General features: G+C 45.6%; 8 protein-coding genes. All 8 read left to right on the top strand.

Annotated features, from left to right (window positions below; translation table 11 throughout):
* The first annotated feature begins 90 nt into the window (after window positions 1-90).
* The 8 genes from treR (at window position 91) to QF049_RS10025 (ending at window position 14,684) form a co-directional block, all read left to right on the top strand.
* Window positions 91-801 carry a trehalose operon repressor gene (gene treR / locus QF049_RS10060; RefSeq protein ID WP_076249494.1) on the top strand — a complete coding sequence of 237 codons (711 nt, stop codon included), beginning with the start codon at window positions 91-93 and terminating at the stop codon, window positions 799-801.
* 173 nt (window positions 802-974) lie between these two features.
* Window positions 975-4,313, top strand: coding sequence for a DUF5107 domain-containing protein (locus QF049_RS10055; RefSeq protein WP_307537049.1), 3,339 nt, complete (start codon window positions 975-977; stop codon window positions 4,311-4,313).
* Between the two features lie 52 nt (window positions 4,314-4,365).
* On the top strand, window positions 4,366-6,705 hold the full coding sequence (locus QF049_RS10050; protein ID WP_307537048.1) for a beta-galactosidase: 2,340 nt from the start codon (window positions 4,366-4,368) through the stop codon (window positions 6,703-6,705).
* Window positions 6,706-7,091: 386 nt separating this feature from the next.
* Window positions 7,092-8,024 carry a glycoside hydrolase family 5 protein gene (locus QF049_RS10045; protein ID WP_370739085.1) on the top strand — a complete coding sequence of 311 codons (933 nt, stop codon included), beginning with the start codon at window positions 7,092-7,094 and terminating at the stop codon, window positions 8,022-8,024.
* A gap of 179 nt (window positions 8,025-8,203) precedes the next feature.
* Window positions 8,204-10,273: a bifunctional aldolase/short-chain dehydrogenase gene (locus QF049_RS10040; RefSeq protein WP_307537046.1), complete on the top strand. Its 2,070-nt coding sequence runs from the start codon at window positions 8,204-8,206 to the stop codon at window positions 10,271-10,273.
* A 19-nt stretch (window positions 10,274-10,292) separates the two neighbouring features.
* Window positions 10,293-11,564, top strand: a complete 1,272-nt coding sequence (gene rhaA / locus QF049_RS10035; RefSeq protein WP_307537044.1) for an L-rhamnose isomerase — start codon at window positions 10,293-10,295, stop codon at window positions 11,562-11,564.
* A 216-nt stretch (window positions 11,565-11,780) separates the two neighbouring features.
* Window positions 11,781-13,454: a ribonuclease J gene (locus QF049_RS10030; RefSeq protein WP_307537042.1), complete on the top strand. Its 1,674-nt coding sequence runs from the start codon at window positions 11,781-11,783 to the stop codon at window positions 13,452-13,454.
* Window positions 13,455-13,700: 246 nt separating this feature from the next.
* Complete coding sequence (locus QF049_RS10025) at window positions 13,701-14,684, top strand: LacI family DNA-binding transcriptional regulator (protein ID WP_307537039.1); 984 nt, start codon at window positions 13,701-13,703, stop codon at window positions 14,682-14,684.
* Window positions 14,685-14,713: the final 29 nt, after the last annotated feature.

Here is a 14,713-nt window from a genome sequence, read left to right as displayed (position 1 = left end):
GCAGTAACGACATTACCGCTTGATTGGTTTTTAATGTTATAATAGGTTGCCAATATGATAAAAAAGGGTAATGAACAATGGTGATGAATAATGAATAATAAATTTATCCGGATATATGAAGATATTGCAGATCGTATTCGGACCGGAGAGATTGAGGCAGGGACGCTGCTTCAATCGGAACTGGATCTATCGGAAAGTTATCAAACGTCTCGAGAGACTATTCGCAAAGCATTGAAAATGTTGTACGAAGAAGGTTATATTCAGAAGATTCAAGGCAAGGGCTCGATTGTACTGGACATACGCAAGATCGATTTTCCCATCTCAGGTCTGGTTAGCTTCAAGGAATTAGCCAAAAAAATGGGACATCGCGCTCAAACGTATGTGAAGGTTTTCGAGGAGCAACAAGTGGATCAGGCGTTGCACAAGAAAATTAACTTTGGTCTGAATGAACAGGTCTGGGAGATCAGACGTGTGCGCAAAGTGGATGGAGAGCATGTCATACTGGACAAAGATTACATTAGCCAGCGGCTTGTTCCTGGGCTCAGCAAAGAGATCTGTAATGATTCCATCTATCAGTACATTGAGCAAGAGCTGGGGCTTTCCATTTCGTTTGCCAAAAAAGAGATTTTGGTGGAAGAACCCACCGCTGAGGACAGGGAATTACTTGACCTTGAAGGTTTCCACAATGTAGTTGTGGTGAGGAGCCAAGTCTACCTGGAGGATGCCAGTCAATTTCAGTATACGGAGTCGAGGCATCGACCGGACAAGTTCAGATTTGTGGATTTTGCACGTCGCAGATAAGTTAATCAAGATCGATCAGAGAGTACCTTTCACTGCATTATTCAGTGGATAGGTACTCTCTTTGGTTATGAGGGAATCCGAAGATCGTCCATCAAGAACCGCTTAATGTCAATGTTCTTCCCGCATGTCAGAGCGTATGATCACAATATATACGAGGCCGAGGAGTGAGCGAGTTGAATCACGTGACAGCAAAATCAAATGTTCGCATATGGGAAGAAACCAGAGATATTCCAACCTATGGTACAGGTAAACCGGACAAAAATCCGATGTTTCTTGAAAAGCGAATCTATCAGGGAAGTTCGGGTAAGGTGTACCCACATCCCGTGATCGACAGCATTGAAGATGAAGCAAAAATGAAGTCGTATCGATTAATTATTCTCGAAAATGAATATGTACGTATTGAGATGATGCCCGAACTGGGTGGACGGATCTATCGCGCGCTGGATCGGACCAACAACTACGATTTTGTATATTATAACCGGGTAATTAAACCTGCACTTGTGGGTCTGGCAGGGCCATGGATTTCTGGGGGAATCGAATTCAACTGGCCACAGCATCATCGGCCCAACACGTTTGGTCCAGTCGATTATACATTTGGCAGTAATGAAGATGGAAGCGCTACCGTGTGGGTGGGTGAGATTGATCGCATGTATGGTACCAAAATGACCGCTGGCTTCACATTACATCCCGGCAAAGCCTATCTTGAAATCCATGCCGAGGTATACAATCGCACCAGCGCACCTCAAACTTTTCTATGGTGGGCCAATCCGGCTGTAGCTGTCAACGATCATACGCAATCCGTCTTTCCACCTGATGTAACGGCTGTGCTGGACCACGGAAAACGGGACGTATCCCGCTTTCCAATCGCAACCGGCACCTATTACAAGATGGACTATTCCGAAGGTGTGGATATCTCGCGCTACAAAAATATACCGGTTCCAACATCCTATATGGCGTATAAGTCGGATTATAATTTTGTAGGGGGTTATGACCATGGGATCCAGGCAGGTTTGTTGCATGTAGCCAATCATCATATTTCTCCGGGCAAGAAGCAATGGACCTGGGGGAACGGGGAATTCGGGCAAGCCTGGGATCGTCAGTTAACGGACGAGGATGGACCATATATTGAATTAATGACCGGGATCTATACCGATAATCAGCCTGATTTTACGTGGTTACAGCCCTATGAAGCGAAATCATTCTCGCAGTATTTTATGCCGTATAAAGGAATTGGCATGGTCAAAAATGCAACGATTGATGCAGCGGTTAATCTGGAAATGGACGAAACGACCGGAATGGTAACCGTGATGGTATATGCGACGTCGGTTTTTGAACAAGCGACCGTTGAAGTGATAGGATCAACCACGGTATATCTCCATGAGAGATGTAATATCTCACCTACGGAACTATATAAGTCTTCATTCCCGTGGAGCGGACAAGATGAATGGCATCAGTTGAAGTTAAGTGTTCGAACTGCGGAAGGAAAAGTACTTGTAGCCTATCAGCCTGAAAGGTCTGAGATACAGGAAGTGCCCGATCCGGCGAAACCACTTCCGCTACCATCCGAGATTCGTACGAATGAACAACTATATCTGGCTGGTCTTCATTTGGAGCAATATCGGCATGCCACGTATGAACCGGAACCTTATTATCTGGAAGGTTTGAAGCGTGATGCAACGGATATTCGTCTAAACATTGCATATGGCACATTGCTGCTACGTAGAGGGCTGTTTCAAGATGCAGAGAAGCATTTCAGACAGGCCGTACAATCGCTGACATGGAAAAATACGAATCCATATGATAGTGAAGCATTTTACCAACTCGGTCTGAGTTTGAAACTACAGGGGAAACAGGAAGAAGCCTACGCAGCACTGTATAAAGCCGTATGGTCTGCACAGTATCAGGATACAGGTTATTACATGCTTGCTCAGATCGATACGGCGTTACATCGGGACATCGAAGCGTTGGATCACATCGAACGTTCGCTGATTCGCAACACCAGAAATTATAAGGCTCGGCATCTGAAGGTGGCTCTGCTGCGCAGATTGGGTCAAGATAAACGGGCTATCCAATATGCGTATGAAACGTTGGAACTGGACCCGGTTGAATTTGGAGCCGCACATGAATTAGCCCTGATCTATAACAGAGCGACTGTACCTTCAGAGAGAGATCAAGCGGAACAAGCACGTGAGCATTTCCATCGTCTGATGCGAGGAGACGTTCATAATTATCTAAACCTAGCCGCAGATTACGCGGATTGTGGGTTGTGGGAAGAAGCATTGACGGTACTCTCCTATGTTGAATCCGAAAATTCACGGCCTTATCCTATGGTTGGTTATGCTCAAGCCTACGTGCATCGTCAACTGGGGGATCTGGAGCAGGCCCGGGAATGTCTAAGACAAGGGAAAGCTGCTCCAACGGATTATTGTTTTCCTAATACGTTATTTGAATTCATGGTGCTTCAGGATGCATTGGCAGTGAATTCGAATGATGCGCGTGCTCACTATTACCTGGGAAATTGGTTATATGTTCATAAACGATACGAGGAAGCAATCACCCATTGGGAAACTTCACGCGAGGTGGATGCTGCATATTCGACTGTACATCGGAATCTGGGACTGGCTTATTATAACAAGTCGAATCGGCCCGATCTTGCACTGGCATCATTGGAGGAAGCTTTCCGGTTGGATTCGCAAGATGCACGGATTTTCTACGAGTTGGATCAGCTGCGCAAGAAGATGGGGTATTCCTGCGAGCATCGAATCAAATTGCTGGAACAACATATGGAGTTGGTTCACCACCGTGACGATCTGTACATTGAGTGGGTAACTTTATTGAATATGCAAGGTAGCCATCAAGAAGCATGGAATGCCCTTCAGACCCGACGGTTTCATCCATGGGAGGGTGGAGAAGGCAAGGTAACTGGACAATATGTTACGGCACTGACGGAACTGGCGAAGCGAAATCTGGAGAAGCAACAACCTGAACTGGCATTGGAATTGTTGAAGAAGGCTTTGGTTTACCCGGAGAACTTAGGTGAAGGTAAATTGGAGGGAGCCGGAGACAACCCAGTTTACTTTTATCTTGGCTGTGCCTACCAGCAACTGAAGAATAATCAGGCGGCAGAGGAGAGTTTCCACAGAGCATCCATCGGTTTGAATGAACCGGCAAGCGCGATGTTTTATAATGATCAACCGCCGGAATCCATCTATTATCAGGGTCTGGCCTGGCAGAAGCTTGGCAATGTGAAGGAAGCCAACCGACGCTTTAACAAACTCATTGACTATGCGGAAAGACATATGCATGATCACATCCGAATGGATTATTTTGCGGTATCTCTGCCCGATTTCCTGGTGTTTGACGATGATCTCAACCAGCGTAATGAAGAACATTGCCGATACATGCGAGCATTAGGTCTTCTTGGCCTTGGTCGGACAAATGAAGCCGAACTTGAGTTGGAGCGGGTTCTGGAGAAGAACCCCAATCATCAAGGGGCATTCATCCATAGATAACTGCTAATCGATTCAACCCTATCCCATATATACCGAAGGAGTTATATAATCCATGAACGATAGTATAGCAGGAAGCCAGATTCGTTTTATACTGGATGCAAAAGATAAAGAAATTCGTGCGGGTCGTATGACGGGTAGTGGCGGCAAGAATCCACGAGGGGAGTCTTATGACTTTACCAACTATTATATGCTTCGTAATGATAAACCTCATATTCCCGTGGTAGGTGAATTTCACTTCTCCAGATTCGCTTACTTACATTGGGAAGAAGAATTACTGAAGATGAAGGCAGGCGGAGTGAACATCGTCGCTTCGTATGTTTTCTGGAATTTTCACGAGGAGCAGGAAGGGGAATTTAATTGGTCAGGAAATCTGAATGTGCGGCACTTTGTGGATCTGTGTGGCAAACATGAGCTGCCTCTGATCGTGCGAATTGGTCCATTCTGTCATGGGGAAGTGCGTAATGGTGGAATGCCGGATTGGTTGTTCAGTTATCCATTCGAAGTCAGGTCGAACGATGAAGGATATCTGCATTACGCCAAGCGATTATATCGGGAGATTGCCCGTCAGCTCAACGGCTGTTTTTATCAGGAGGGTGGCCCTATTATAGGGGTACAGTTGGAAAATGAGTATATGCACGCTGGGGCACCTATGGATGCCTGGGGTTACACACGTGAAAAATACATTTCCTCTGGCCGGGACGGTCGTGAACATCTGAAGGTGCTTCGCGGTATTGCCGAAGAAGTCGGTATGCACACCATGTTCTATACTGCCACGGCCTGGGGTAATGCTGCGGTGCCTGAAGAAGGAACGCTGCCTATGCTTGCGGGGTATGCGTACACACCATGGATTCCCAATCAGCCTCCAAGCCGAGAGTATTTATTCCAGGATCTGCATATGAATCCTGTTGAAGTAGTGGATTATGACAGTCTGGAGTATCCTGCGGCGTATTGCGAACTAGCTGGTGGCATGCAGGTCAGTTATCACGCTCGGCCGGTTGTAGATGCGGACAGTGTTGAGGCGATGACCATTGTGAAGCTGGCAAATGGCAGTAATCTGGTTGGATATTATATGTATCACGGTGGAACCAATCCGATAGGCAAAAATTCATATATGAACGAACAGGCATTGCCGAAAATGACGTATGATTACCAATCGCCACTCGGGGAATTTGGACGTATTGGTGAATCGTATGACCGCATTCGAACCTTGTCAATGTTTCTGGACGCATACGGTGAGCTGCTTGCGCCAATGGGCAGTGTTATACCTGAAGAGCAACATTCGATAACACCGGAGAACATGATGGATCTGCGCTGGTCTGTTCGTCAACAAGAAGGCTCAGGATTCCTGTTCATGAATAATTATCAGGATCATGTGGCGTTGCCTGATCGAGATATACAATTGGAGCTGCATACCGGCAAAGGGACTGCTTTTTATCCAAGAGAAGGCACGATGCAGCTGAAATCCGGCATGGCAGCCATTCTGCCTTTCCATATGAATCTGAATGGAATGAAGATCATTAGTGCTACCGTTCAGCCACTGACCCGGTTTATGGTAAATCAGGAGCTTACGGCTGTCTTTTACGCTCATGAAGGCATGAAGCCTGAGTATGTTATGGATATATCGTCTGTTACGAATGTGGATATGCCCGAAGGTGCCGTTTCCGAGCAGGGTAATGAAGTTATTATTCACCCGATGGCTGGCATGGACCATCATCTGCGTATCACAACATCGGACGGTACGGTCATACGTATCATTACATTGACCCGTGAAGAGGCATTGCATGCCTACCGTTTCCGTGTGGGCGGAGAAGAGAGACTTGTGATTAGCAGCAGTCATCTGTATGTGCAGAATGAGATGCTCATATGCAACTCCCTGGAGCAAACAGAGTTTGAGGTATCCTTCTATCCGGCTCCAGAGCATGTTTCACCTTCTAAATATGCTGTGTCATCCCAGTCAAAGCGGGGAATATTCGGTACGTACACATTCCAGGTTTCGCCTTACGAGCCGGCTGTAGAGGTTGATTATCCGAAAGAGTATGCAGCAACATTGAGATTGGATACAGCGTGGCCGGAACAAGTAGATGACGTATGGGTTGAGATTGATTATGAAGGAGACGTTGCAGCAGCGCATATTCATCATCAGATGTTAACAGATCATATTCACTATGGGCATAGCTGGATGCTTGGTTTGAAGCAATCCCGTCATTTGCTAGCCGATCACGAGCTTCGTCTTTCCATAACTCCAATTCGAAGAGGAACGATCAAGAGTTATGTGAATCAGGCTTATGTGGAGCGGTTTGAGGGCGTGGAGATCGGGAAGTTTAATGAGATTCGGGTAAGACCACATTACCGGGTTGGGTTGATATTGGCGGGAGTTAGGGAAGACACTTAGTCTAAATCAAAGAGTACAAGAGTTAACTGACATTTAAAAATAAAGAGGGTTCTTTCTCCGAACGGGTGTGAGGGGAAAGAGCCTTTTTGATGTGTGGTGTAAAAAGAAAAGATTGCTATTCAATGGTAAAAAAGACTTGCTTAGTAAGCGTTTTCATTTTATTATAAATTCATAACCTTATCGATAAAGTTCATTTATGGAGAATTACATAGCTTAATAAGGTTACTTATTGTTTGTTTACTAACAAAAAAACTTCTATTACCACCGATTTTAGTTAACTTATTGCCTAGAGCAGGGTTAATTGAAATAAAAAAACAAATACAGGAGGTTCCAAACGAATGGTTAATCTGAAAAAGTGTACCATCTTCACGGTTATTGCTGCTCTTATGTTCATGGTATTAGGGAGTGCAGCACCCAAAGCATCTGCTGCCACAGGATTTTATGTAAGCGGTAACAAGTTATACGATTCCACAGGCAAGGCTTTTGTCATGAGAGGTGTTAATCACGGACATTCCTGGTTCAAAAATGATCTGAATACCGCTATTCCTGCAATCGCCAAAACAGGTGCCAATACGGTACGCATTGTTCTTTCGAATGGTAGCCTGTACACCAAAGATGATCTGAACGCTGTTAAAAACATTATTAATGTGGTTAACCAAAATAAAATGATAGCTGTACTTGAAGTGCATGACGCCACAGGGAAAGATGATTATAATTCGTTGGATGCGGCAGTGAACTACTGGATTAGTATTAAGGAAGCTTTGATAGGCAAAGAAGATCGGGTAATCGTCAACATCGCCAATGAATGGTATGGAACGTGGAATGGAAGTGCGTGGGCTGATGGTTACAAAAAAGCCATTCCGAAACTCCGTAATGCGGGAATCAAAAATACGCTAATTGTGGATGCAGCCGGATGGGGACAGTTCCCTCAATCCATCGTGGATTATGGACAAAGTGTATTTGCAGCCGATTCTCAAAAGAATACCGTCTTCTCCATTCATATGTATGAGTATGCTGGCAAAGATGCTGCAACGGTCAAAGCCAATATGGAGAATGTGCTGAACAAAGGATTGGCTCTGATCATTGGTGAATTCGGGGGATATCACACAAACGGTGATGTGGACGAGTATGCCATCATGAGATATGGTCAGGAAAAAGGGGTAGGCTGGCTTGCTTGGTCCTGGTACGGAAACAGCTCTGGTCTGAACTATCTGGACATGGCCACAGGTCCGAACGGAAGCTTAACGAGCTTTGGCAACACCGTAGTTAATGATACCTATGGTATTAAAAACACTTCCCAAAAAGCGGGGATTTTCTAATCCACCGATGAAACAGGAACACTCTGACGGTTTCGTCAGGGTGTTTTTTTAATAAAATAGCTCAATCTATGATGCCTTTTGAATATTTCCGTTTTGTTTTAAAATATTTTGTTTTCAAAATAAAACAAAGATGTTAAACTCGGATTAGGAATAAAACAAACATTATCGGAGGGAAACAAATGGTACAGAGTTTATGGAATGTATCGCAGGCATCTGAGAAAACAACAGGACTTGAGCAGTTGGTTTACCGATCCAATCTGATTGGATCTGATCGCAGTGTATGTAACATCTACGGTGGTAATACGTCTACCAAAACGACAGTGAAGGATTTTCGGGGTCGTGATGTAGAAGTAATGTATGTGAAGGGAAGCGGCTCTGATCTGGGTTCCATGGAAGCGAAACATTTTACCGGACTTGGGCTTGAAGACATTCGACCATTAATTGAACGTGAATCCATGTCGGATGAAGAGATGGTTGAATATCTGGGACATTGCATGATTGATGCCAAGCACCCGCGTGCCTCCATCGAGACTCTGCTGCATGCGTTCCTTCCATATAAACATGTGGATCATACACACCCGGATGCGATTATCAGCCTGTGTTGTGCGCATAACGGCAAGGAATTGGCGAAAGAGATCTACGGTGATCGATTTGTATGGGTGCCTTACGTACGTCCAGGGTTTACGTTATCTAAAATGATTGCTGAAAGCGTATTCTCGAATCCCAATGCCGAACTCGTACTGATGGAAAAACACGGACTTGTCACTTGGGGTGAAACATCCGAGGAATGTTACGCTCAAACGATCAAGATTATCAATGAAGCAGAAGCTTTCATCGAAGTACGAGTGAACGAAGAAAGTTTGTTTGGTGGTGTGAAGCACCCGGCACTTGCCGCTGATGTTCGTCGTCAAATCGTATCACGTGTGATGCCAACGATTCGTGGAGCGGTATCGGATAGTAAAAAAATGATTTTATCCTTTGATGATCAAGAGGACGTACTTGCTTTTGTGGGCGGAGCAGATTCCCCGGAATTGTCTCAGGTGGGTGCAGCTTGCCCGGATCATCTGGTACATACCAAAGTGGTACCTCTGTTCATCGATTGGACACCGGATGCCGAAGATATCGAAGGCTTGAAAGCCAAGCTGGTAGAAGGTGTGGCTGCTTACAAAGAGCAATATCAACAGTATTTTGAGAGCAACAAAAACGAAGGTGATGTCATGTTCGAAGCGGCACCGCGCGTTATCCTCATTCCAGGTGTGGGCATGATCAACACAGGCAAGAGCTGGGCGCTTTCCCAAGTAAGCGGAGCGTTGTATCACAGAGCGATTGCTGTTATGCGTGGAGCTACTAGCTTGGGTCAATTTGTATCACTCAGCGCAAACGAGTCTTACAATGTGGAGTACTGGCCGCTGGAATTGTATAAATTGTCTCTGGCTCCGGCCGAAACCGAATTCTCCCGCAAAGTGGCGTTTATCACAGGCGGCGCAGGTGGTATCGGAAGTGAAACAGCACGCAGATTGGTATCTGAAGGCGCACATGTGGTGCTTGCTGATCTCAACCTGGAGGGCGCACAGAAGGTAGCACAGGAAATTAATGATCAATACGGTGCGAATCGTGCTTATGCGCTGAAAATGGACGTCACTGATGAGGAAGCCGTTCAATCTGCGTATGCAGATGTTGCGGTGCAATATGGCGGAGTGGATATCATCGTGAACAATGCCGGATTAGCCACATCCAGCCCATTTGACGAAACGTCCCTGAAGGAATGGAACCTGAACATGAATGTTCTGGGTACAGGATATTTCCTTGTGGCTCGTGAAGCGTTCAAGCTGATGAAACAGCAGGGTATTGGTGGAAGCATGGTATTTATCGGGTCCAAGAACTCGGTGTATGCAGGTAAAAGTGCCTCGGCTTACAGCTCAGCGAAAGCGCTGGAAGCACATCTGGCACGTTGTATTGCAGCAGAAGGTGGAGAGTATGGCATTCGTGTCAACACGATTCTTCCAGATGCCATTCTACAGGGTTCAGCGATCTGGAACGGTTCCTGGAGAAATGAACGAGCAGCGGCATATGGAATTGAACCGGATCAATTGGAAGAGTATTATCGCAAACGGACGACATTGCTCGTGAATATCTATCCAAGAGATATTGCGGAAGGAATCGCATTCTTTGCTTCTTCGAAATCCGAAAAAACAACCGGTTGCATGATGACCATTGATGGCGGTGTACCGGCAGCATTTACACGTTAAAATAGGAGGGTTCTTGCGGATGGATAACCAAGTCAAGCAAGCGTATGAAGCAGCCAAGGCATTGTATGCCCAGCACGGAATTGATACGGACGAGGTGCTGAACAAACTCGCGGAGATCAAAGTATCCGTACACTGCTGGCAAGGCGATGATGTCAAAGGTTTTCTGAATAAAGATGGGGAGTTAACAGGGGGTATTTCCGTTACAGGTCAATATCCGGGGGCTGCGACCACACCTGCAGAACTTCGTAACGATCTGGAGCAAGCTTTTGCTCTGATTCCCGGCAAACACAAGGTCAATCTGCACGCGATTTACACGGATACCGACGAGCAGGTTGAACTGGATCAGATTGAGCCGAAGCATTATGAGAACTGGGTGAAATGGGCCAAAGAACAAGGACTCGGTCTGGACTTCAACCCAACATGTTTTTCCCATGAAAAATCAAGTGACGGGTTCACGCTGAGTCATCCAGACCCTGAAATTCGCAAGTTCTGGATTGATCACTGCAAGGCATCCCGCCGGATTGGTGCTTACTTCGGGGAACAGCTTGGTCAGACTTGTGTAACCAATGTATGGGTACCAGACGGGTTCAAAGATAATCCGGTTGACCGGTTGACCCCACGCAAACGTCTCAAAGAATCGCTGGATGAAGTATTTGGCGAACGACTTAACCCAGAGCACAACCTGGACGCGGTAGAGAGTAAGCTGTTTGGTCTGGGCTCGGAAGCATATGTGGTGGGTTCTCATGAATTTTATATGGGTTACGGTTTGCAAAATGATACGTTGATCTGTCTTGATGCGGGTCATTTCCATCCAACAGAGGTTATTTCTAATAAACTGTCATCCTTGTCATTGTTTACAAGTGGCATCCTGCTTCACGTAAGCCGCCCGATGCGTTGGGATAGTGACCATGTGGTAATCATGGACGATGAGCTGCTGGAAATAGCCCGTGAACTGGTTCGACATGATCTGCTTGCGACCACACATATTGGACTGGATTTCTTTGATGCAAGTATTAATCGTGTAGCTGCATGGGTTGTGGGTACTCGCAACACGATCAAAGCCCTTCTCCGAGCGATGCTCGAACCGGTGGATGCCTTGAAACAAGCCGAGTTGGAAGGGGATTACACGTTGCGCCTTGCCTTAACGGAAGAGTTCAAATCCTATCCATTTGGCGCGATCTGGGACTACTATTGTGCTCAGCAAGGCGTTCCAGTCCGTGAAAAGTGGATCACCGATATCAAAACCTATGAACAAGACGTATTACTACAGCGTGATAAATCATTGGTGTAAGCGCATTTAATTTTCGTATACGAAATAGTCGTGAAATAAACATTGCATGCTTCATAATTTAAAGGCAACATTTTATTAACCACTGCGGAACGAAATTTCCGTGGTGGTTTTTTTGGCATAATTAATCTGAAATGAATTAAGTAGGGCGATTACTTCCATACTAGGAACATTGAATCCGTATTGCACAAGTTTGCACGCAGAGGAGGAGTAATAGCGTTGAATCTAGCCCATAACAAACTGTACATTGCTGCACTTGGCGGCGTGAATGAAATAGGAAAGAATATGTATTTTATTCAGTATAATCAGGATATTATCGTGATTGACTGTGGTTCGAAATTTCCGGATGAGACCTTGCCGGGGATTGATCTGATCATCCCGGATGTAACCTATCTGTTGGAGAATCTGGATAAAGTGAAGGCTCTTGTAGTTACTCACGGACATGAAGATCATATCGGAGGCATTCCCTATTTATTAAAACAAATGAACATCCCTGTATATGCTTCCAGACTTACACGCGGATTAATTGAACTTAAACTGAAAGAGCATGGGCTGCTGCGCAAGGCTGACTTGAATACGATCGATGCCAAGTCTACCATTACACTGGGAAGTATCGAGGTTTCCTTCTTTGCAACCAGTCATAGTATTCCGGACTGTCTAGGGATTTTCTTCCAGACACCAGTCGGCAATGTGGTACATACCGGGGATTTCAAATTTGATATGTCTCCGGTTAGCGGACCATTCCCGGATCTCCATCGGATGGCAGAGATAGGAAAACAGGGTGTTCATGTTTTGCTCTCCGAGAGTACCAACGCCGAACGACCTGGATTCACACCATCTGAACGTGTAGTTGGAGATCACATTCTGGATGCTTTCATTCGCGCAAAAGAAAAAGTGTTTATTTCCACCTTTGCATCAAATGTCAGCAGGGTACAACAGATTGTCAATGCAGCATTCGAGACAGGGCGCAAACTTGCACTGCTGGGTCGAAGTATGGTGAACGTGGTATCGGTTGCGAGTGAATTGGGTTATTTGCAAGTTCCCGACGGATTGTTAATTGATGCCATAGACGCCAATCAGTATCCACCTGATCAAGTGGTTATATTATGTACTGGAAGTCAAGGTGAGGCCATGGCTGCACTGTCTCGATTGGCAACAGGCAAACATCCTCATGTAAGAGTGGAGGCTGGAGATACCGTTATTATTGCAGCTGGTGCGATTCCGGGCAATGAACGCAATTTGGCTCATGTCATTGATAATCTGTATGTTCTGGGTGCACGCGTAATTTACGGTTCAAGTGGTGCAGCAGGGATGCACGTATCTGGGCACGGGAGTCAGGAAGAACTTAAATTGATGCTGACACTCATGAAACCGGATTATCTGATACCAATCCATGGGGAGTTCCGCATGTTGTACCAGCACAGACTGCTTGCCGAGTCCGTAGGTATAGAGCGTGATCATGTGTTTATTGTGAATAACGGAGATATGGTTCAATACAAAGACGGCGTGGCTTCTCATGGTCCCAAAATAACATCGGGGAACAGTCTCGTGGATGGTCTGATCATCGGCGACGTAGGTAATATTGTACTGCGTGATCGCAGGCAATTATCCTCTGACGGGATGCTGGTGATTGTCACTACACTGAGCAAGACGGAGAAACAGATGGTGGCATCACCCGAAATCATCTCCAGGGGGTTTGTGTTTGTGAAGGATTCGGAAGAATTTATGAAGGAAATCCATGGATTGGTTCTAAGCAGGATGGATGAGTTAACCGGTGCGGGTGTGAATCAGTGGAATGTGATGAAAAGAAAGCTGAAGGATGATATCGGCCACTATATCTATGCTCAAACAAAGCGAAGACCCATGATTTTGCCGATCATTATCGAAGTCTAGTCCAGCAGTGTACAGTTTTTTTGCTCGTCTAATCTGGACGAACGTGTATATGGAAGTAAGTTTAACAGCCTGAGGCATGTCGGATCATACTTCTGTATGAACGTCACATTGCCATCGGGCTTTTGCTATTTCATCGGAGTTAAACAACACGATGTACAATACACGGAGTTGAATCAAATTCGCCATGGGTTTGCGATCGAAGTATAATAAAAGGTAAAACAGTTAATGAAAATAAGAGGAGTCTTTATGAATAAAACGATTTCTGATATCGCTCAGATGGCAGGTGTGGCAAAAAGCACCGTCTCTCGCTTTCTGAATGGCGGATCGGTTAGTGAGGATACACGCCAGAAAATTGAGCGCATTATCAAACAATACAATTATGTTCCCAACACATTTGCACAGAGTTTAAAGGCCAAGAAAACCAGTATTATCGGCACGGTTGTGCCACGACTCGATTCTTTTGCGACATCCCAGACATTGATCGGGATTGATGAAGAACTGCGAAGTAATCAGTATCAGATGCTGATCGCTAATACGAGTCAGGATATGCAGCGCGAGATTGACGCCATATATGATTTTGCTAGACAGAAGGTATCGGGTATTATTCTGCTGGCTGCTGAATTGACAGAAGCACATCTGAAAGCAGTGGAGGACATCGGTATTCCGGTGTTACTGGTGGGACAGCAGCATGAACAACTACATAGTCTGGTTCACAATGATGATCAGGCAGGTTATGAGATGGGCAGATATGTCGTCGAACAGGGTCATCGCAAGATCGTGTATATGGGGGTTAGCGAAAAGGATCGGGCGGTAGGGATCTATCGTAAACAAGGGTTCCAGCGAGCAATCGCAGAGTGTGGTGGATGTGAAGTGAAGTATTATGAGACGAGCTTTAAGATGTCTGAAGCCATCGTTACCGCTGAAGCCATCCTGAAAGAAATCACACCAACGATCATTGTAGGGGCCACGGATAATATCGCACTGGGTGTGATGAAGATTGCGTTCTCCAATAAAATCCGCATACCGCAAGATTTGTCCGTTACCGGATTTGGCGGATATGATATTACGGAGATGATTCACCCCACGCTGACGACTGTGAAATATCATTATTTGCAGGCGGGCAAAGTAGCGGCGAATCACATTATTCGTCTGGTGAAAGGCGAGTCGGTGGAGGAACGAACAACACTGGACGTAGAACTAATTCCTCGAGAAAGCGTTGACAAATTATAAAAACATCCTTTATGATAATTCCATCGAAC

Source organism: Paenibacillus sp. W4I10 (genome assembly GCF_030816325.1).
Taxonomy (GTDB): Bacteria; Bacillota; Bacilli; order Paenibacillales; family Paenibacillaceae; genus Paenibacillus; species Paenibacillus amylolyticus_B.
This window is presented reverse-complemented; position numbering and strand designations above follow the sequence as displayed.

Excerpts from the sequence above, each read along its gene's own strand:
- treR (WP_076249494.1), top strand. The coding sequence starts at position 91 with ATGAATAATAAATTTATCCGGATATATGAAGATATTGCAGATCGTATT.
- QF049_RS10050 (WP_307537048.1), top strand. The coding sequence starts at position 4,366 with ATGAACGATAGTATAGCAGGAAGCCAGATTCGTTTTATACTGGATGCA.
- QF049_RS10045 (WP_370739085.1), top strand. The coding sequence starts at position 7,092 with ATGTTCATGGTATTAGGGAGTGCAGCACCCAAAGCATCTGCTGCCACA.
- QF049_RS10040 (WP_307537046.1), top strand. The coding sequence starts at position 8,204 with ATGGTACAGAGTTTATGGAATGTATCGCAGGCATCTGAGAAAACAACA.
- rhaA (WP_307537044.1), top strand. The coding sequence starts at position 10,293 with ATGGATAACCAAGTCAAGCAAGCGTATGAAGCAGCCAAGGCATTGTAT.
- QF049_RS10025 (WP_307537039.1), top strand. The coding sequence starts at position 13,701 with ATGAATAAAACGATTTCTGATATCGCTCAGATGGCAGGTGTGGCAAAA.